General features: G+C 61.3%; 17 protein-coding genes and 1 pseudogene. 8 read left to right on the top strand and 10 right to left on the bottom strand.

Going from position 1 to position 18,621, the window contains the following annotated elements:
* The 3 genes and pseudogenes from Q0478_RS04070 to Q0478_RS04060 form a co-directional block, all read right to left on the bottom strand.
* A pseudogene (locus tag Q0478_RS04070) lies at positions 1–683 on the bottom strand (microcin ABC transporter permease); the annotation flags it as partial.
* A 4-nt stretch (positions 684–687) separates the two neighbouring features.
* Complete coding sequence (locus Q0478_RS04065) at positions 688–2,619, bottom strand: extracellular solute-binding protein (protein WP_298676472.1); 1,932 nt, start codon at positions 2,617–2,619, stop codon at positions 688–690.
* A 162-nt stretch (positions 2,620–2,781) separates the two neighbouring features.
* On the bottom strand, positions 2,782–3,306 hold the full coding sequence (locus Q0478_RS04060) for a cytochrome c family protein (RefSeq protein WP_298676470.1): 525 nt from the start codon (positions 3,304–3,306) through the stop codon (positions 2,782–2,784).
* Positions 3,307–3,428: 122 nt separating this feature from the next.
* Between Q0478_RS04060 and Q0478_RS04055 the strand changes: the two genes are divergently transcribed.
* From Q0478_RS04055 to Q0478_RS04025, 7 genes are all read left to right on the top strand, one after another.
* Complete coding sequence (locus Q0478_RS04055) at positions 3,429–4,259, top strand: prephenate dehydratase (RefSeq protein ID WP_298676468.1); 831 nt, start codon at positions 3,429–3,431, stop codon at positions 4,257–4,259.
* 494 nt (positions 4,260–4,753) lie between these two features.
* The gene (locus tag Q0478_RS04050; RefSeq protein WP_298676466.1) at positions 4,754–5,641 is read left to right on the top strand and encodes a type II CAAX endopeptidase family protein; all 888 of its coding nucleotides are present in this window, start codon (positions 4,754–4,756) and stop codon (positions 5,639–5,641) included.
* A 3-nt stretch (positions 5,642–5,644) separates the two neighbouring features.
* Positions 5,645–6,547 carry a CPBP family intramembrane glutamic endopeptidase gene (locus Q0478_RS04045; protein WP_298676464.1) on the top strand — a complete coding sequence of 301 codons (903 nt, stop codon included), beginning with the start codon at positions 5,645–5,647 and terminating at the stop codon, positions 6,545–6,547.
* Positions 6,548–6,610: 63 nt separating this feature from the next.
* A complete protein-coding gene (gene accD, locus Q0478_RS04040; protein ID WP_298676462.1) occupies positions 6,611–7,549 on the top strand; it encodes an acetyl-CoA carboxylase, carboxyltransferase subunit beta in 939 nt (312 codons plus the stop codon).
* Positions 7,546–8,817 carry a folylpolyglutamate synthase/dihydrofolate synthase family protein gene (locus tag Q0478_RS04035; protein ID WP_298676460.1) on the top strand — a complete coding sequence of 424 codons (1,272 nt, stop codon included), beginning with the start codon at positions 7,546–7,548 and terminating at the stop codon, positions 8,815–8,817. Before accD ends, Q0478_RS04035 begins: the two co-directional genes overlap by 4 nt.
* Before the next feature lie 206 nt (positions 8,818–9,023).
* Positions 9,024–9,653, top strand: a complete 630-nt coding sequence (locus Q0478_RS04030) for a rhodanese-like domain-containing protein (RefSeq protein WP_298676458.1) — start codon at positions 9,024–9,026, stop codon at positions 9,651–9,653.
* Positions 9,650–10,525, top strand: coding sequence for a LysM peptidoglycan-binding domain-containing protein (locus Q0478_RS04025; RefSeq protein ID WP_298676455.1), 876 nt, complete (start codon positions 9,650–9,652; stop codon positions 10,523–10,525). The genes Q0478_RS04030 and Q0478_RS04025 overlap by 4 nt, the downstream gene beginning before the upstream one ends.
* A 93-nt stretch (positions 10,526–10,618) precedes the next feature.
* On the opposite strand, the gene zapE is transcribed toward Q0478_RS04025, so the two are convergent.
* A complete protein-coding gene (gene zapE, locus Q0478_RS04020; protein ID WP_298676453.1) occupies positions 10,619–11,680 on the bottom strand; it encodes a cell division protein ZapE in 1,062 nt (353 codons plus the stop codon).
* A gap of 352 nt (positions 11,681–12,032) precedes the next feature.
* Between zapE and Q0478_RS04015 the strand changes: the two genes are divergently transcribed.
* Positions 12,033–13,277 (top strand): MFS transporter, encoded by a 1,245-nt coding sequence (locus Q0478_RS04015; RefSeq protein WP_298676451.1) that lies wholly within the window; start codon positions 12,033–12,035, stop codon positions 13,275–13,277.
* Positions 13,278–13,335: 58 nt separating this feature from the next.
* On the opposite strand, the gene Q0478_RS04010 is transcribed toward Q0478_RS04015, so the two are convergent.
* From Q0478_RS04010 to Q0478_RS03985, 6 genes are all read right to left on the bottom strand, one after another.
* Complete coding sequence (locus tag Q0478_RS04010; RefSeq protein WP_298676449.1) at positions 13,336–14,250, bottom strand: ornithine cyclodeaminase family protein; 915 nt, start codon at positions 14,248–14,250, stop codon at positions 13,336–13,338.
* Positions 14,247–14,867 (bottom strand): HAD family phosphatase, encoded by a 621-nt coding sequence (locus tag Q0478_RS04005; protein WP_298676447.1) that lies wholly within the window; start codon positions 14,865–14,867, stop codon positions 14,247–14,249. Before Q0478_RS04005 ends, Q0478_RS04010 begins: the two co-directional genes overlap by 4 nt.
* Positions 14,864–15,307, bottom strand: coding sequence for a YaiI/YqxD family protein (locus Q0478_RS04000; RefSeq protein WP_298676445.1), 444 nt, complete (start codon positions 15,305–15,307; stop codon positions 14,864–14,866). Before Q0478_RS04000 ends, Q0478_RS04005 begins: the two co-directional genes overlap by 4 nt.
* Positions 15,304–16,722, bottom strand: a complete 1,419-nt coding sequence (gene sthA, locus Q0478_RS03995; RefSeq protein WP_298676443.1) for a Si-specific NAD(P)(+) transhydrogenase — start codon at positions 16,720–16,722, stop codon at positions 15,304–15,306. The genes Q0478_RS04000 and sthA overlap by 4 nt, the downstream gene beginning before the upstream one ends.
* A 9-nt stretch (positions 16,723–16,731) precedes the next feature.
* The gene (gene fghA / locus Q0478_RS03990; protein ID WP_298676441.1) at positions 16,732–17,562 is read right to left on the bottom strand and encodes an S-formylglutathione hydrolase; all 831 of its coding nucleotides are present in this window, start codon (positions 17,560–17,562) and stop codon (positions 16,732–16,734) included.
* Positions 17,563–17,679: 117 nt separating this feature from the next.
* Positions 17,680–18,612, bottom strand: a complete 933-nt coding sequence (locus tag Q0478_RS03985) for an AEC family transporter (protein ID WP_298676439.1) — start codon at positions 18,610–18,612, stop codon at positions 17,680–17,682.
* Positions 18,613–18,621: the final 9 nt, after the last annotated feature.

Here is an 18,621-nt window from a genome sequence, read left to right as displayed (position 1 = left end):
GCCAGCACCGGCAGGGTGATGTGCCAGAGATAATCCTTCACCTTGCCCCAGGCACTCAGCGTCTCAAAATTGTCGCTGGTCAGCCCGCGCAGCGGAAAGATCTGCCAATAAGAGCCGCCCGCAAAGAGCGTGAGCAGCAAAATACCAAAGAGAAACCCGGGAATGGCATAGCCCGCAATAATCGCGCCGCTCGTCCATGTGTCAAAGGGCGTGCCATCCTTCACAGCTTTGCGGATGCCCAGCGGGATCGAGATCATATAGGCAATCAGCGTCGACCAAAGCCCCAGCGTGATCGAGACAGGCAGCTTTTCCTTGATCAGCTCGATCACGCTCGCCGAGCGGAAGTAGCTCTCGCCAAAGTCAAAGCGCATGTAATTGCCCAGCATCTGCAAGAAGCGCTGCACAGGCGGCTTGTCAAAGCCGAACTCCTTTTCCAGCTCCGCTATAAACTCGGGCGGCAGCCCGCGCGCGCCCACATATTCGCTCGCCCCCGTGCCAAGCGTGGCTTCCGAGGCGTCCTGCCCCGCAAAACTGCCAAAGACATTGCCCTCGCCCTGCGCACGGGCAATCGCCTGCTCCACAGGGCCACCGGGCACAAACTGCGCCAGCGCAAAGTTGATCAGCATAATGCCAAACAGAGTCGGAATGATCAGCAGCAATCGCCGCAGGATATAGGCGCCCATAAGGTTACCGCAGTGCCCCTTGTTCTTTCAGCTTTTCGGCCTTTTCAGCGTCATACCACCAGAAGTCCAGCGCGCCGAGCGCAAAGGGCGGAATGGTCTCGGGTCGGCCGTATTGGTCCCAATAGGCCACCCAGTGATCGGCCACATAACCTGTGGGAATGAGGAAAAACGCGTGGCGCAAAGCCCGGTCAAGCGCGCGCAGCATCATGTCTTCTTCGGCCTGGCTCTCGCTCAGGAGCGCCTTCTCGATGATCTCGTCCACCACAGGGCTGGCCAGCGCTGCGGGGTTAAACAGCGAAAATTCCGCCGCCTCCGAGCCAAAGCGCTGTTGCAGCCCCGTGCCCACACCAAAGAGCGCGGGGTAGCCATCCAGCACTAGGTCATAATCCTTGTCGCGCTCGCGCGAGGTGTATTGCGAAGGGTCCACCGCCTCGAACTGCGCATCAATCCCCATCAGCTGAAGATTGCTCACAAAATTCTCCGCCAGCGCCTTGTTGGTCGGCGTGTCTGAAGAGTTGAAGAGGAAGTTGAGCGTCAACAAATCGCCCGCTGCATTCCGGCGCTTGCCATCCTCGCCCACAGCCCAGCCCGCTGCGTCCAGAAGCTTCATCGCCGCGCGCAGATTGCGCCGGTCATTGAGCCGTTCGGGCTTTGAGCTGTGCGGCACACGCGCCGCGCCACTCAGCATTTCAGGCGCAACTTGCGCGCTCAACCCTTGCAAAAACGCCAGCTCCGCGCCCTCGGCCACGCCCTTGGCCTCAAATTTCGTGCCGGTGCTGAACGAGTGCTGCTGGCTTTGCAGCCCGTAAAGCAACGAGGCATTCGTCCACTCAAAGTTAAAGCCCAGCGCCACGGCATCGCGCACGCGCGCATCTTTCAGCACCTCGCGGGTGAGGTTAAAGATGATCCCCGTGTTCGCAGGCGGGGTCCCATCGGGGATCTCTTCCAGCGTCACAAAGCCGCTGTCGCGCGCAGGAAAGTCATAAGAGGTCGCCCAGCGCTTGGGGTCGCTCTCGCTGCGGTAGGTCACTTCACCGGCCTTGAAGGCCTCAAAAGCCGCCGTCGCATCGGCAAAATACTCAAGCCTTATGCGGTCAAAATTATGCCGCCCGCGGTTGATGGGCAAATCCTTGCCCCAGTAATCCGGGTTGCGCTTGTAAGTGACGCGGCGGTTCACATCGACGCTCTCCACCACATAAGGCCCCGAGCCGGGCGATATTTCCAGCCGGCTCTCGTCCAGCCGCGCGCCCGTCTGCTCATACCAGTTTTTCGACCACGCCGGCACAAAGCCAACCTGATCAATCAGCGAGCGCCGCGAGATGCCCTCGGCAAAATAGAACTTGATGGTGTGATCGTCGATCACCTCCACCTTCGGAATGCGCTTGCGCACCGCATCGGCGTAAGATTTCAACCCCTGATCCAGAAGCAGGTTGTGGCTGAAGGCAATGTCATGCGCCGTCACAGGGCTGCCGTCAGAAAACTTTGCCTCAGGCCGCATGTGAAAAATCACCCAAGCCTTGTCCTTGGGGTATTCCAGCTTATGCGCCAAGAGCCCGTAATACTCCCCGTCCACATCCGCTGGCAACGCGCCCGAGCCTGCCAGCACAGAGCCCAGCAAAGATTCATACCCCACAGTGGACAGCGCCGCCGCGCGCCCCTTGCGGGTGTAGGGGTTCATGCTGTCAAACGTGCCCGCCACGGCGATGGAAATTTCTCCGCCCTTGGGCGCATCGGGGTTCACATAGCTGAAATGCGGGTAATCTTCAGGGTAGCTCAGGTTGCCAAAGTAAGAATAGCCATGGCTCTTGATGATCTCGTCTTCAGCCTTCAAAGCCAATGTCGAAGCCGCCAGAAAAACGAGGCTGACAAGCGCCAGTGGCCTGAAATCGGCCCGCCGTTTCGCCACCGCTCCTGCCTGCCCGCGTGATCTCAACATCCTCATACCTCCCAAAGCTCTTCGCGCTTATTTATGGTGGGTTTACCCTAAGTTCCATGCCCCCCCACATTCAAGTTGAGAATTCGTGATCAGCTCCGCCCAAAGCAAAACCGCCGGCGCATCTCTGCACCGGCGGTCTCAAATCTCAAGGGCCTGTCAGGCTCAGTCGTCAAGGCTGTCCAGATAGGCAATCAGATCAGCGCGATCTGTCTCTTTTTTGAGGCCCGAGAAGCTCATGCTTGTGCCGGGAGCCGCCTTGCGCGGGTTCTCAAGAAACGCGTTGAGCGCATCGACTGTCCAGGCGTCGCCAACTGCGGCCAGCGCTTCTGAATATCCAAAACCCTCTGCCGCATCCACCGCACGGCCCACAACGCCGTAAAGGTAGGGGCCGGTCTTGTTCTCGCCTTTTTCAAGGCTGTGGCACGCCGAGCACTTCTTGAAGACTTTTGCGCCCGAGCCGATATCCGCAGAGGCCAGAAGCTCTGAGAAGGCAGGGCCTTCTTCAACAACTTCTTCTTCACCGCTGTCTTCCACTTCGATGAGGTAGCCAGCCGCGTGCTCTTCGCCATAGCCATGGCCACCGCCAACAGCATAAAGCTCATCAGCCGCCCATTTGCCGAGCATGAAAATAAGAAGTGATCCGCAGACAGCGCCGAGGACTTTCGTGAACGTCATTGTATCAAACATAGGCCAGATTCCGTTTGGTAGCTTTCGGCGGCTATCTATCCGCTTCCACTCCCTTTGCGCAAGGTGTAGTTTCTGCGGCTAAACGCCCCTGACCACGGGGGACGCATGAAAAAGGGGTAAAAATGTCCAAACGGATCGCATTTCAGGGCGAATTAGGTGCCTACAGCCACGAAGCCTGCCTCACGGCCCGCCCCGACGCCACGCCGGTGCCCTGCGCCTCTTTTGAAGAGGCGATTGCCGCCGTCAAGGGAGGGGATGCCGATTTCGCCATGTTGCCCGTAGAAAACACAACCTATGGCCGCGTTGCGGACAACCACCGCCTCATCCCCGATTGCGGGCTGTTCATCGTCGATGAAGCCTTCGTGCGGGTGCGCATCGCGCTGATGGCCAATGCCGGCGTGCCGCTGTCTGATGTGCGCCTTGTGCGCGCGCATCCTGTGCTGCTGCCACAGTCCGCCGCCTTCCTGCGGGCGCAGAATATCAAGCCTGTCTCCGCCGCCGACAGCGCCGGCGCCGCTGCCGAGCTGGCCGCATCCGGCGCACAGAACGAGGGCGTGCTCGCCTCCGAGCTGGCCGCCGAAATCCACGGCCTCACCGTGCTCGCCAGCGATATCGAGGATCACGGCCACAACACCACGCGCTTTGTGATCATGGGCCGCGAGGCCGATTATACCCGCCGCGGCAAACTCAACATGATGACAACCTTCATTTTTGAGGTGCGCAACATCCCTGCTGCGCTCTACAAGGCGATGGGCGGCTTTGCCACCAACGGCGTCAACATGACCAAGCTGGAAAGCTATATGGTCGACGGCTCCTTCACCGCCACGCGCTTTTATGCCGACATCGACGGCCATCCGGATGACCCGAATGTCAAACTGGCCCTTGAGGAACTCGACTATTTCACCTCCTACATCCAGATCATCGGTGTTTACCCCGCCGATCGGGAGCGCTAGGGGGGGGAAGGCTTCGCGCGCATCGAACTGATCCAACACAAAGTAAATCCGTCCTAGCGATGCCCCGCGCCTTCTGCGCCTTGTGCCCCTCGTTCCGGGTCTCGCGCTGTTTTGCACTGCTGCGCGCGCCAGCGACCTGACCGCGCAGTTCAAAATGGGCCTTTGAAAAGGACCTGTGAAGGTGTCTTCTTCAGCTCCAAAAACAAGAGCCCTGCAAGGGCGCGCGCGATGCTGCCACCTCGGAGCTTGGTGATCTTGAATGTCGCGGAGAGGTCCTGACTGCCTCCTGCGCAGTTTATCTTTGCGATAACTCGGGCCGATATGGCGATATCTATTGCTCAAAGAACGCGCCCGGTGACAAAAACCCGCGAGGTGTCTGATGACTCGCCTTCAAACGGCCAAACCCGCTCCAAAACATCACAGCAGAGCGCAAATGCGCCTCAGAGGCCTATGTCAGCCTTTGCCAACGGCCCGTTTCCCGCTAAGCCTCTCTCATGCGCTATGACGCCCAGAATATCCTGGCCCAACCGGCCCTCCCCCGCGCAGAGCTGTGGCGGTTTCTGCTCGGGCTTGCCCTGATCGCGGCGTGTTACACGGCCCTGGGGCACGGGTATTTCACCCTGCTCTCCGAGCTCGTCGCCCCGCAGGACTGGCCCGCGCTGGCCCGCGAAATTGATGAAGGTTCCAGCGCGCGCGCCATGCTGGCCATTCTGGCCTCTTTCGGGCTGATCACCATCTCGCTCGCGCTTGTGCTCAAACTGCTGCACAACAGGCCGCTCGCCTCGCTGTTTGGCGCAGGACGTGACTTCATGGGCCAGAGCCTGCGCATCGGCACCGCCCTGAGCGGCTTTGCCATCCTGCTCTGGGTGTTGCCCGAACCGGCCATGCTGCAACCCTTTCACAACATCGACTACCTGCGCTGGCTGGCCATCCTGCCACTTTCCGTGCCGCTGTTGCTGGTGCAGGTCAGTGCCGAGGAGCTGTTGTTTCGCGGCTATGCCCAAAGCCAGCTTTCCGCGCGCTTCTCTCAGGCCTGGATCTGGCTGCTCATGCCCGCGCTGGCCTTTGGCCTGCTGCATTATGACCCTGCGGCCACGGGCGGCAATGTCTGGGCCATCATGCTCAGCGCCGCCCTTTTCGGGCTTGCTGCGGGTGATCTGACAGCCCGCGCTGGCACCCTGGCCCCCGCCCTGGCGCTGCATCTGTTCTTCAATGCCACGGCGCTGCTCTATCTCGCCCCGGGCGACAGGCTGTTCGGGCTTGCGCTCTATACCTATCCTTTCGAGCTGTCAGACAGGGCGCTGCTGCCAGTCTGGCTGCCTTACGAGCTGATGACCCTGCTCTGCGCATGGCTGACAGCGCGCCTCGCTCTGGGCCGCTGAACCATGCGCCGCTACCGCGCCCATGATGCCTTTGTGGCCCCGGCAAGGCTGCGCAGCAGCTTGCTGCTGCTGGTGCTCGGCTTCACCGCCATCGAGCTGGGCCATTACGCCACCTATGATCTCATCGACGCGCTGCTGCTGGCGCGCCGCCCTGACTGGCTCACCGCCTTTTACACAGGCGCAACCCCGCTTGGCCTGATGGCCCAGCTCATGTCTTTTGCCGGGCTTGGCGGCTTTGTGGTGCTGGTGGCGCGGCTCGTTCACAAACGCAGCGCCGCAAGCCTCACCGGGCCGCCCCGGCAGGCGTTGCGCCAGTTCCTTGCGGTGCTCTGGCCGCTTGCGGCGCTGCTCCTTGTGATCGAGATCCTGCCCCCCTGGTGGAGCCGCGATGCGCTGGACCACAGCCGCCCGCTGGCGGCCTGGCTGTGGCTGCTGCCCGCCGCGCTCATGGCAATCTTCGTGCAAATCGCCGCCGAGGAACTGCTTTACCGCGGTTACCTGCAACAACAGCTTGCCGCGCTCTTTGCCCGGCCTGTCGTCTGGCTGGTGCTGACAAACCTGGCCTTCGCCCTCGCGCATTGGACCCTTGCCGCAAGCCCCGTCGCCAGCCTGCACTATGCAATCTGGGCCTTCGCCTTCGGCCTTTGCGCCTCCGATCTGACCGCCCGCGCCGGAACACTTGGCCCGGCCCTGGCCTTTCACATGGCCAACAATGCCTTCGCCTTTCTGCTCTATGGCGAGGCCGGCGGGCCCTCTTCGGGCTTTGCGCTGTTTCTCTTTGCGCCCGAAACACTGGCCCCCGCCCTGGGCGCAGAGACACCGCTGCTTGCCAACGGGCAGCTGGCCCAGGAGCTCGCTGTGCTGGGCCTGATGTGGCTTGCGGCGCGGCGCGCCCTGACGCGCTGATTGCATTTCCCGCCGGTCCTGATTATCTGCAAGACAGACAAGTGAAACGGCAAAGGCCTCTCTATGAACTGGATCACCAACTACGTCCGCCCGCGCATCAACTCGATCTTCTCGCGCCGCGACACGCCGGAAAACCTCTGGAGCAAATGCGACGACTGCGGGACAATGCTGTTTCACCGGGAGCTGGCCAACAATCTCAACGTTTGCACAGCCTGTGGCCACCACATGGGAATCACCCCGCGCGACCGCTTCACAGCCTTGTTTGACGGCGGCATCTTCACCGAGGTGGCCGTGCCAAAGCCGATTGATGATCCCCTGAAATTTCGCGACCAGAAAAAATACCCCGACCGTATGAAAGCCGCCCAGAAAGCCACGGGCGAGAAAGAGGCCATGCTGGTTGTGCAGGGCGAAATCGGCCGCACACCCATCGTGGCAGCCGCACAAGATTTTTCCTTCATGGGCGGCTCCATGGGCATGTATGTCGGCAACGCCATCATCGCCGCCGCCGAAACCGCCGTGAAGCTCAAGCGCCCGCTGGTGCTGTTTTCCGCCGCTGGCGGCGCGCGGATGCAGGAAGGCATCCTCAGCCTTATGCAAATGCCGCGCACCACCGTGGCCGTGCAAATGCTCAAGGAAGCCGGGCTGCCCTATATCGTCGTGCTCACGCATCCCACAACCGGCGGCGTGACAGCCTCCTATGCGATGCTGGGCGATATCCAGATCGCCGAGCCCAACGCGCTGATCTGTTTTGCCGGCCCACGGGTGATCCAGCAAACCATCGGCGAGAAGCTCCCCGAGGGCTTCCAGCGCGCCGAATACCTGCTTGACCACGGGATGCTTGACCGCGTCACACCGCGCACCGAAATGCGTGGCGAGCTGATCAAGATCACACGGATGCTCATGGGGCTTGAGCCGCCCGTCGCAGGCGATCTTCCCGCGCCTCAACCCGCCGGAAAAGAGGCCAGTGAAGCCCCCGAGCAAAAGGCAAACGCCCCAAAATGAGCGGCGGATCAGATCTCATCCTGGAACGGATGATGGCGCTTCACCCCAAGGTGATTGACCTCACGCTGGACCGTGTCTGGCGGCTTCTGGACGCTCTGGGCAACCCGCAAGACAAGCTCCCGCCGGTCATTCACATCGCCGGAACCAATGGCAAAGGCTCCACCCTCGCCATGCTGCGCGCCGGGATCGAGGGCGCAGGGCTCACCGCCCACGCCTATACCTCGCCGCATCTCGCCCGCTTTCACGAGCGCATCGTGCTGGCCGGCGAGCTGATATCTGAGCCACATCTCACAGAGGTGCTCGATGAATGCTACGAGGCCAACGGCGGCGAAAACATCACCTATTTCGAAATCACCACCTGCGCGGGCCTTCTGGCCATGTCGCGCACCCCCGCCGATTACACCCTGCTTGAGGTCGGCCTCGGCGGGCGGCTGGACGCCACCAATGTCGTGGCCAAGCCCGCCCTCACCGTGATAACCCCCGTCTCGCTCGACCATCAGCAGTTTCTGGGCGATACCGTCGCCAAGATCGCAGGCGAAAAGGCCGGGATCATCAAGCGCGGTGTGCCGCTCGTCATGTCGGGCCAGTCCGAAGAGGGCGGCGCCGTAATTGAGGCGCGCGCCGCCGCGCTCGGCGCACCGCTTCTCGCGCAGGGCCAGCACTGGCATGTCACCGAGGAGCGCGGACGGCTCGTCTATCAGGACGAAACCGGCCTGCTCGATCTGCCCCCGCCCGCCCTTATGGGCGCGCATCAGTTCCAAAATGCCGGCGCGGCCCTCGCAGGGCTGCGCGCGCTCGGCCTGCCCGAAACGAGCTATGAGGCGGCCGTGACACAGGCCAAATGGCCCGCGCGGATGCAAAAGCTCGCCCACGGCCCACTGCTTGACGCCGCGCCGCAGGCCGAGCTCTGGCTGGACGGCGGCCACAACCCCGCCTGCGGGGCCACGCTGGCCGAGGCGCTCACCCGCCTGCCCAAGCGGCCCACCTATATGATCTGCGGTATGCTCAACACCAAAGACATCGGCGGCTACCTCGCCCCCGTCGCGCCTCACATCACAGCGCTGCACGCGGTCTCTATTCCCGGCGAAGCCAACACCCTTCCCGCCGCCACAACCGCCAAAGCGGCCGAAGCGGTCGGAATGCAGGCCCAGACGGCTGAAACCACCGCCGCCGCGCTGGCACAAATCACCGCGCAAGAGCCCGCGGCGCGCGTCTTGATCTGCGGGTCGCTCTACCTCGCGGGCCATATCCTGCGCACGCACGGCTAGCAGGGCCACCACCGGCCCCAACACCGGCCCCAAAGCCGCAAAAAAAATGCGACTCACTTCCAAGGGCTTAGCCCACAGGAGGCCCCGATTCGGTGAAAATCGAATCACTGGATATTGACCGATTCGCACCGATTCGCCTATATCTTGGGGCAGCAGTCTAAACGCGCCTTCTGCCACATCGGCGCGTGCGGATCTGGGGGACGTAGATGAAACGCCTTTTCGGCCTGTATGTTGCTTGCGCAGTGTTTTTGCCTGCCGCCGTCTTCGCTCAAGACGTGCGGATCACGCCGGAACTCAGCTCCAAGACAATCACACTCACCACCGGCGAAACGCTGGTTATCGAACGTATCCAAGACACGGCCCACCGGCTCGACAGCGAGTTCACCAAAACCTCGCGCGCCTGCCCGCCGTTCTGCATCAGCCCGATCAGCGCGGCGCCGGGCATTGAAACCTTCGGCGAAATCGAAGTCCTCTCCTTCATGGAAAACAGCCTCGCCACAGGCAGGGGCCTGCTCCTGGACAGCCGGATGCCCGAATGGTTCGCCAAAGGCACCATCCCCGGCGCGGTCAATGTCCCCTTCGCCACACTCGATGAAACCAACCCCTACCGCGATGAAATCCTCAAGGCGCTTGGCGCGCGTCAAACCGGCGACAGCTGGGATTTCACCACCGCCAAGGAGCTGCTGCTGTTTTGCAATGGCCCCTGGTGCGATCAATCTCCCCGCGCCATCAAAAGCCTGCGCAGCGTCGGCTACCCGGCCGACAAACTCAAATTCTACCGTGGAGGCATGCAACTCTGGATGCTCCTCGGCCTGACAGTAAGGCAACCCACATGACCAGTATCTTCAGTTTGAAACCCCCAACGTCCAATCAGGCCCGCCTGCTGATAATCGGCGCGGCCTTCCTCGCGGTCACGCTGGGGCTGATCCTGCTCCAGCCCGCCAGCCCAACCCCGGCCGGCATCCCGCACAGCGTCACCGCCAAAGCCCCCGGGCCTGTTGCGCCCGCACCCCAAACCGACCCGCTTCAAACAGTGGCCCGCGCCGACACCAGCCTGATCGCACTCGATCCCCCCAAACAGGCCACGCCCGCAGTCGATGACATCACCGCCAATGTTCTCGCGACCCTCACAGGCAGCTTGCCGCAACCGGCGGCCACACCCGCGCCCCAGACCACCGACACGCCCACCACAGCCCAAGACCCGCTGCGCAGCCTCACCTCCGGGGTGATCGCCAGCCTCTCCGGCACGCCCACCCAACAGGCCGCGCCGCGCTCCATGGAGCAACTGGTGGTGCAAGCCCTCAAACAAGGGCAGTCCGACGCCTATATCGACGCCCTGCTCAACGAGGCCGCCAGCGCCGGCCAGATCGAGGTGCCCGGCGCGCTGCGCACCAATGCGGGCCGCGTCGATACAGCCACCCTGCTCGCCGATCTTGTGCGCAAATCCAACCCCGGCGCAGACAGCGCTCTGCCTGCGCCGCAAGGCGAAGGGGTTGAGGTGCGGGTCGTGCAGCGCGCCGGCAAAACCCAGAAATACAACTTCTACACGGTGCAATCCGGCGACAGCCTGGGCGCCATCGCACGCAAATTCTATGGCGACGCAGCGCTTTACAGCGCCATCTTCCGCGCCAACCGTCAGATCTTGTCCAGCCCCGATCGCGTCCGCGTCGGGCAAAGGCTCAGCATCCCCGAGGTCACTCAGGGCTGAGCAGGACACCACAGTCGCAGGCCGTTAACGAGTATTGTTTCGGGCGGGGGGAAAGAGGGGCCGAGCCAACGGCCCCCTTTCTTTTTTCAGGGGTCAGCCATCGCCCCACTCCAGCGCCTGCATCTCGCGCAAGCGGCTGGCGGTGCGCTCAAATTCAAAGGTGCCCTCCCCCTCCAAATACAGCATCTCCGGCGCTGCCGCCGCGCTGGCAATCAGCCGCACCCGCGCCTCATAGAGCGCATCAATCAGGGTGACAAAGCGCTTGGCCTCGTTGAAATTGCTGCGCGAGAGCTGCGGAATATCCTCCAAAATCAACACCCGCACAGCCTCGGCAATCGCCAGATAATCCGCCGGGCCCAACATCTGTCCACAAAGCTGGTGAAACTTCGCCCGCGCCACCCCGTTGACAAAGGCCGGCAGCACAACAGCACGCTTGTTGACAACAAGCTCCAGCGGGGCCGCCTCTGCGCCGCCCAGATCTTCCCAAATCCGCGCCAGCGCCGCCCCGGCTGCGGCATCGGCTGGGTTGAAATAGGTCTGCGCGCCCGCCAACCTGTCCTGGCGGTAGTCCACGGGGCTCGCCAGCTCATGCACCCGCAAACGGGCCTTGATCAGCGTGATGAAAGGCACAAAGAGCTGGCGGTTCAGCCCGTTCTTGTAAAGCGCGTCCGGCACCCGGTTTGAGGTGGTCACAATCACAACCCCCGCCTCAAACAGCGCCTCAAACAACCGCCCGACAATCATCGCATCCGTAATATCGGTGATCTGCATCTCATCAAAGGCAAGGCAGCGCAGGTCGCGCGCCAGCTCAACCGCCACAGGAGCAAGCGCATCGGCCACATTGTTCTGGCGCGCCGCGTGCATCCCCTTGTGAACCTCCTGCATGAAAGCATGAAAATGCACCCGCCGGACCGGCACCTCTAACATGTCCACGAAAAGATCCATCAACATGGATTTCCCGCGCCCAACGCCGCCCCACATGTAAAGCCCGCAGATCGGCGCAGCCGGCTTGGCAAACCAGCCACGCTTCACAGGCTTGGCCAGCGCCGCACGAATCCGCTCAAGCTCGGGCAAGACAGCCTCCTGCGCAGGATCGGCCCGAAGCCGTCCATCCGCCACACGGGCTGCATATTCCGAGAGTATATCGCGCGTCATAGCGCGCGTCATAGCGCCATTTACAACCCGCGCGCAAGCCGCTGCACCCTGTCTTTCTTATTGCCACAAATATCCAAATTCCAAGGCTCCCCCCAGACCCACACCCCCGAGGCCGTAGGGTGCGCATTCACTGCGCACCAATCTAGCCTGCGTGCGCATCCCCTGCGCACCAAACCTGCGCGCGCCGAGGCAACCAAATTCCCCTAATAGAAATAAACCTCTGGGCGGTGCGCGCCCTGTGCACACGCCCCCCCAAACCCGGCGAACGCGACGTCTTTACCAATGTTAACAAAACAGGAATTGACCTTTCGCACAGCGCCTCGCAACTATGGCCTGCGCTCAGGAGTCCATCATGCCCAAACAAGCCTCTCTGTTCACACCTGTCTTGCTGACAGGATGTCTCATCATCCTTGTTTCCTTTGCCATACGCGCCAGTTTCGGGGTGTTCCAGATCCCCATTGCGCAGGAGTTCAACTGGCTGCGGGCCGAGTTTTCCCTCGCCATCGCCATCCAGAATCTCGCCTGGGGGGTCGGCCAGCCGATTTTCGGCGCCATCGCGGAGAAAATCGGCGATAGGAAAGCCGTGATCCTCGGCGCGCTCATCTATGCCGCCGGGCTTGTGCTCTCGTCCTTCGCCGTCAGCCCGCTAGAGCACCAACTCTATGAAATCCTTATAGGTTTTGGCGTTGCCGGAACCGGCTTCGGGGTTATTCTAGCTGTGGTGGGCCGCGCCAGCTCCGATGAAAACCGCTCGATGTCCCTGGCCATTGTCACCGCTGCCGCGAGCGGCGGACAGGTCTTTGGGGCGCCCTTGGCGGAGTATCTCTTGGGCTTCATGTCCTGGCAATCGGTCTTTCTGGCCTTTGCCGCCGCCGTGCTGTCGCTGATCCTGCTTTTGCCCTTCATGCGTGCGCCTGTGGCCGCAACCAAGCAAGAGCTTGAAGAAAGCATGGGCACCATCCTCAAAAGGGCCGCGCGCGACCCCTCTTTCACATTGATTTTTCTGGGCTTTTTCTCTTGTGGCTACCAGCTTGCCTTTGTCACGGCGCATTTTCCCGCCTTTGTGACCGAGATGTGCAGCCCCATCGCCGCGGGCTCGCTTTTGCACAGCATCGGCATCACAACAACATCGGCCCTCGGCGCTGTGGCCATCTCCTTGATCGGTCTGGCCAATATCGGCGGCACCCTTGCGGCCGGGTATCTGGGCAAGCGTTACTCAAAGAAATACCTGCTCGCGAGCATCTATCTTGCCCGCACACTGGTGGCCGCAGCCTTTATCATAACGCCCATGAGCCCTGAAACCGTGTTGCTCTTCTCTGTCGCCATGGGGGCTCTTTGGCTGGCCACAGTGCCGCTCACCTCAGGGCTCATCGCCCATATCTACGGGCTGCGCTACATGGGCACCCTCTATGGCATTGTCTTTTTCAGCCACCAGCTGGGCAGCTTTCTCGGGGTCTGGCTCGGTGGGCGCATGTATGATGCCTATGGCAGTTACACTGCCGTCTGGTGGTTCGGGGTTGGCGTCGGGCTGTTCTCGGCTCTGGTGCATCTGCCCGTGCGCGAAAACCGCAGCCCCGCCGCCGCGCCGCTGGTGTAAACCCTCTGGTCACACCGCTCTGGTGTCATAGCCGCTCACCGAAAGGGCCCAAGGGGCCTCAGCGCCCGCGCCAACACTCCAGAATGTAGCGGCTCGTCATCAAATCCAGATGCGCGCCACCACCATTCTTGAACAGCGTGATGTCCTGCGGCGACAGGCGCTTCATTTTGTCGGCTGTGTAGTAATCGGCAATCAGATCCTCTTTGCGGATCACCCCCGTTTGCAGCGGGATTTCGATTTCGCCAATATGGCCGATGGTGGTGTCATAGCTGTCCACAAAGAGGCGCGCACGGCGCAGCACCTCGTCATCTGCTTCGCGCATGTCGGGGCGATAAGCGCCAATTAAATCAATATGTTGCCCCGGCTGAAGCCAATCCCCCCGCAGGTTTGGCTCGGTCACCATGGTGGCCGAGGTGATAATATCGGCCTCCTTCACCGCCGCTTCAAGGCTCTCGGCAACATGCATCCCCGGAAACCGCGCCGCCAGCTTTTGCGCATTGGCCCGCGTGCGGTTCCAAACCGTGAACTCCGCCTCAGGGAAGCCCGCCCCGTAAGCCTCCCGCAACCCCTGCGCAACCGTTCCGGCTCCGATGATCAGGATCTTACGGCTGTCTTTGCGGGCAAGTTTGAGCGCGCCCAAGAGCGAATCTCCGGCCGTTTTCCACTTGGTCACCAGATGAAAATCCACCAGCGCTTCAAGCCGCCCGTCCGCATCGGCGTAAAGGTTCACGCCCCCCCCGACAACCGGCTGTCCGGCCTTTGGATTGTCGGGGAAAACCGTCGCCGACTTCACCGCAATGCCCATCCCATCAATCCAGGCCGCCCGGTTCAGCAGCGTGTCTTTTCCGCGGTAGAGAAACGTATCGCCGATCTCGGCTTTGGGCAGCCTGTGCCCGGCCTCAAGCGCCCGTGTCAGCCCAAGCCAGTCGAGCCGTTCTTGCCCCTCCTGGAACGGAACCATTTCTACGCTCATCGCGCGGCCTCCTCGCTCAGCAATCCATATGAAACAAGAGCTTGCGCCCAGCTCTGCGCGCTGTCAACACGGTGGGTCTGCCAGCCACGCGCCCGGGCCGTGGCAATGTTGTCCGCCCGGTCATCCCCAAAAAGAAGCCGCTCCGGGGCCAGCCCGCAATCGGCTTCAACAGCGGCGTAAATCGGCTCAAACGGCTTGCGCATCCCCATATCCCCCGAGATATAGGCACGGTCAAATTCGCTCAGAAACGGGTGGGCCCGCACACTCATTTGGAAGTTCTCGGAACCGAAGTTTGACAGCGCAAAAACCGGCACACCTGCGGCTTTCAATCCGCGCAAGAGCCGCACAGACCGCGCAATCACACCCCCGGTCAGCTCCAGCCAACGCCTGCGCAGCATGAGAATCTCGGCGCCAAATTCTGGCCGCGCCGCCGCCGCCGCTTCCACCGTCGCATGAAAGGGTGCGCCGGCGTCAATCTCGTTGATAAGCCCATGAAAATCAAAGCTTTCAAAAAAGGCTTGCTGGCGCTCTGCGCCCAGCCACGCGCGGTAGTGCTGTTCAGGTTGCCACTCGATCAGCACATTCCCGATATCAAAGATGACCGCGTCGATTTTCACCCGGCCGCCTTTCGCAAAGCCCGTTCCAGCGCCTCCAGAAAGCGCGAGCGGTCGGCCTTGCCAAAGGCCTTCCCGCCACCTTGCCGAAACGGATCCGCCGCGCGCAGATCATACATCAGATCACGCATTGCAAGCGCCTCTTTGACATTGGCCGCCGTCAGGGCTTCGCCAGTGTGTTTGAGCACCTGCGCCCCGGCGTCCACACATTTGGCCGCCAGCGGAATGTCAGAGGTGATCACCACATCGCCCGCGCCGGCGCGCTTCGCGATCCACATATCGGCAACGTCGGGCCCGTCTGGCACAATTTCATGCGCAACATAAGGGTTGGCCGAGGGCCGCAGCCCGCCGTTGCACACCATCACCGCAACAACCTTATGGCGCGTCGCCACACGCTCCACTTCGGCTTTCACCGGGCAGGCATCTGCATCCACATAGATCACGGGGCTTTCTTCACCTTGAATTCCTCAGGGATCGGCATCCGGTTAAACGCATCAAGACCCGCAATTTTATAGGCTTCCGCAAGGGTGGGGTAATTGAAGGTGTTCTTCACAAAGTAATCGACAGTGCCCTTCAAGTTGAGCACAGCCTGCGCAATATGAATGAGCTCGGTCGCCCCTTCCCCAACAATCTGAACACCCAAGACACGGCGTGTCTTGAGGCTCACAAGCATTTTCAACATGCCGTGTTCAAGGCCCATGATGTGGCCCCGGCTTGTCTCGCGAAAGCGCGCAACGCCCACTTCATAGGGGATGCCGCGCTCCTGCATTTCCTCTTCTGACATGCCACAGGTGCTGATCTCGGGCACCGAATAGATCCCGTAAGGGAACCATGGGCTTTCCGGCAAGGTCGGCGTTTCAAGAGCATGGCAGGCGGCCACGCGGCCCTGCTGCAAAGAGGTTGACGCCAGTGAGGGGTGGCCGATCACATCGCCCGCCGCATAGATATGCGGCACCGCGGTCTGATAGGTCTTGCGGTCTACCTCCAGGCGTCCGCGATGATCGGTCTTCAGGCCAACGGCCTCTATGCCAAGTTTGTCCGTCGCGCCCATTCGGCCCGCCGCAAAAAGCAACATCTCAGCGCGCACATGGCGGCCGTTTTCAAGGCTCACTTCAACATGCTGGCCGGTGTCTTCTATCTTGGAAATCGCCGAACCAAGGCGCAGGTCCACACCGTTTTCCTTGATTTGGTGGGTGAAATCCTGAATCAAAGCACTGTCGATAAAGTCCAGAAAGCTGTCACGCGGCTCAATCAGGGTGACCGTCACATCCAGCGCCGAAAACATGGTGGCATATTCCACGCCAATCACGCCGGCCCCCACCACAACCAGCGAACGGGGGATTTCGGCCATTTCGAGAAACTCGTCACTGTCCACAATGCTGCGCCCGTTGAAGGGCACATATTCGGGGCGGTAGGTTTTCGTGCCGGTTGAAATCAGAAACTTATCTGCGGTCATCCGGCTGGTGTCGCCCGCCTCGGTGGCCACCTCTATCTCGTTTGGCCCGACAAATTTGGCCATGCCCAAAAGGGTGTCCACATGGTTGCGGTTGAACTGGTGCTCCAGCACATCCACCTCGTGGTCCAGCGTCATGTGTAAGCGCGCCTTGAGGTCGCCCGCGTCAATATCGTCTTTCACACGGTAGGAGCGGCCATAAAAGCTGCGCTCGCGCCAGCCCGAAAGGTTGAGCACGGTTTCCCGCAGCGTCTTGGAGGGGATTGTGCCTGTGTGAACAGAGACACCGCCCAAACGGTCCTTGCGGTCCACAACCAGAACGCGGCGCTTGAGCTTGCCGGCCTGAATGGCCGCCGCACGGCCGGCCGGCCCGGACCCGATAATGATAAGATCGTAATGCGCCATGAGCCCGCCTTATGCGTAAAGAGCTTCTGCATGAAAGGCGATGTGGTCTTCCATGAAGCTTGAGACAAAGAAATAAGAGTGGTCATAGCCTTTTTGAAGGCGCAGCGTGGCCTCTTGCCGGCGGGCTGTCGCGGCGGCGGCCAGCGCCTCGGGCTTGAGCAGATCAAGAAACTGGTCGCTCGTGCCCGTGTCCACCAGAACAGGCCCGTCAAAGCCATGAGCGCGCATCATCAGCGCCGCGTCATGGCGCGCCCATGTGCTTTCATCACTGCCAAGATAGGCTTTGAGCTGCTTGCGGCCCCAGTCGCTCGCTGTCGGATGACAGATCGGCGCAAAGGCCGACACAGATTTGTATTGCCCCGCCCGCGCCATCGCCACCGTGAGCGCGCCATGCCCGCCCATGGAGTGCCCGGTGATGGCCTGCCGCTCCATATCAATCGCAAACGCGCCCGCCACCAGCGCGGGCAGCTCCTCGGCCACATAGTCCCACATCCGGAAATGCGGTTTCCAAGGGTCTTGCGTGGCGTTCACATAAAAGCCCGCCCCCTGGCCAAGGTCATAGGCGTCATCATCGGCCACACCCGCCCCGCGCGGCGAGGTGTCTGGAAAGACAAGCGCAATCCCCTGTTCCGCGGCCCAGCCCTGTGCGCCGGCCTTGACCATGGCATTCTCATGGGTGCAGGTCAGCCCGCTCAGATACCACAGCACAGGCACAGGCCCGTCACGCGCCTCTTGCGGCAGGAACAGGCCAAACGTCATCTCACAGCCCGTCACCTCGGAGGCGTGGGTATAAACGCCCTGCACACCGCCAAAACACCTGTTTTCTGCTTGCGTTTCCATGCGCGCGGCCTCCGTTGCCATTTCAATTCGTTCCAAGCCATAACAAGGCTGGCCTGCGGGGCATATCCCAAAACCGTCAACTCAAGCTTAAAACCCGCAAGCGCCCCGGCTGCGGCTTCAATACATCTGTGTCACCCAGGCAATCACCACCGAAACCGTGACAATGCTCACCGCCGTTGACACCAGAATCGATGCAGACACCCGATGTGGCGCAACCCCGTAATGCTGGGCCAGGATATAAACATTTCCCGCCACAGGCAGTGACGCCGCCGCAATCATCACCGCCGCCGGATATGGATCAACCGGGAAAAGGAAGATCGCCGCAATGGCCACAAACAGGGGGTGCAGCACCAATTTGCAAAAACTCAACCAACTCGGAACAATAATCCGTTCCGCTGATTTTGACGCCAGCGACGCCCCGATCGCAAACAGCGCGCCCGGCGTTGCGGCGGCCCCCAAAATGCTCACAAACTGGTTTATCGGCCCGGGCAGCGGCACCCGGCTGGCCGACCAAAGCAACCCCAGCACAATCGACACGATCATGGGGTTCTTCAACAATCCAAGACCCACGGTCTTCAAAATGCCAAGGCTCATCCGCCCGTCCCGCGCGCCCGTGACCAGAATGACAATCAGCGAGCCAAAGACAATCAAATCAATCGCCAGCAGCAGCATGATCGACTTCACCGCCGCCTCGCCCATCAACAGGGCCAGCATCGGGATTCCCAGAAAGCCGACATTGCCAATCGCCGCGCATTGCGCCTCCACAGCGGCCTCCTCAACAGAGCGCCCCAGATAAAAGGACACCGCCATGGCAAGCCCATAAACAAACCCGGTGCCCCAGAGATAGGCCGCAATAAAGCGCCCGTCGATCAGCTCCGAGAAACTCAGGTTCGCCGCAAAGCGAAACAGCATGGCCGAAAGCGCAAAATAGAACACAAACTTGGTGATATAAGATGTGGCCTCTTCACTGAAAAACCCTGTTTTTCCCGCGCCATAGCCCAAGCCAATAATGGCAAAAAAGGGCAGCGTCTCAAAGAATATCTCTATCATGACCAATGA

This window comes from uncultured Lentibacter sp. (assembly GCF_937123735.1).
Classification (GTDB): Bacteria; Pseudomonadota; Alphaproteobacteria; order Rhodobacterales; family Rhodobacteraceae; genus Lentibacter.
Note: the sequence above shows the minus strand (reverse complement) of the source record. Positions and strands in the feature narration are given on the sequence as shown.

Bases quoted from the DNA above. Each gene is read 5' to 3' on its own strand.
- Q0478_RS04050 (WP_298676466.1), top strand. From the start codon at position 4,754: ATGCGCTATGACGCCCAGAATATCCTGGCCCAACCGGCCCTCCCCCGC.
- accD (WP_298676462.1), top strand. From the start codon at position 6,611: ATGAACTGGATCACCAACTACGTCCGCCCGCGCATCAACTCGATCTTC.
- fghA (WP_298676441.1), bottom strand. From the start codon at position 17,562: ATGGAAACGCAAGCAGAAAACAGGTGTTTTGGCGGTGTGCAGGGCGTT.
- sthA (WP_298676443.1), bottom strand. From the start codon at position 16,722: ATGGCGCATTACGATCTTATCATTATCGGGTCCGGGCCGGCCGGCCGT.
- Q0478_RS04015 (WP_298676451.1), top strand. From the start codon at position 12,033: ATGCCCAAACAAGCCTCTCTGTTCACACCTGTCTTGCTGACAGGATGT.
- Q0478_RS04055 (WP_298676468.1), top strand. From the start codon at position 3,429: ATGTCCAAACGGATCGCATTTCAGGGCGAATTAGGTGCCTACAGCCAC.
- Q0478_RS04010 (WP_298676449.1), bottom strand. From the start codon at position 14,250: ATGAGCGTAGAAATGGTTCCGTTCCAGGAGGGGCAAGAACGGCTCGAC.
- Q0478_RS04045 (WP_298676464.1), top strand. From the start codon at position 5,645: ATGCGCCGCTACCGCGCCCATGATGCCTTTGTGGCCCCGGCAAGGCTG.
- Q0478_RS04065 (WP_298676472.1), bottom strand. From the start codon at position 2,619: ATGTTGAGATCACGCGGGCAGGCAGGAGCGGTGGCGAAACGGCGGGCC.
- Q0478_RS04025 (WP_298676455.1), top strand. From the start codon at position 9,650: ATGACCAGTATCTTCAGTTTGAAACCCCCAACGTCCAATCAGGCCCGC.
- Q0478_RS03985 (WP_298676439.1), bottom strand. From the start codon at position 18,612: ATGATAGAGATATTCTTTGAGACGCTGCCCTTTTTTGCCATTATTGGC.
- Q0478_RS04060 (WP_298676470.1), bottom strand. From the start codon at position 3,306: ATGTTTGATACAATGACGTTCACGAAAGTCCTCGGCGCTGTCTGCGGA.
- Q0478_RS04030 (WP_298676458.1), top strand. From the start codon at position 9,024: ATGAAACGCCTTTTCGGCCTGTATGTTGCTTGCGCAGTGTTTTTGCCT.
- zapE (WP_298676453.1), bottom strand. From the start codon at position 11,680: ATGACGCGCGATATACTCTCGGAATATGCAGCCCGTGTGGCGGATGGA.
- Q0478_RS04035 (WP_298676460.1), top strand. From the start codon at position 7,546: ATGAGCGGCGGATCAGATCTCATCCTGGAACGGATGATGGCGCTTCAC.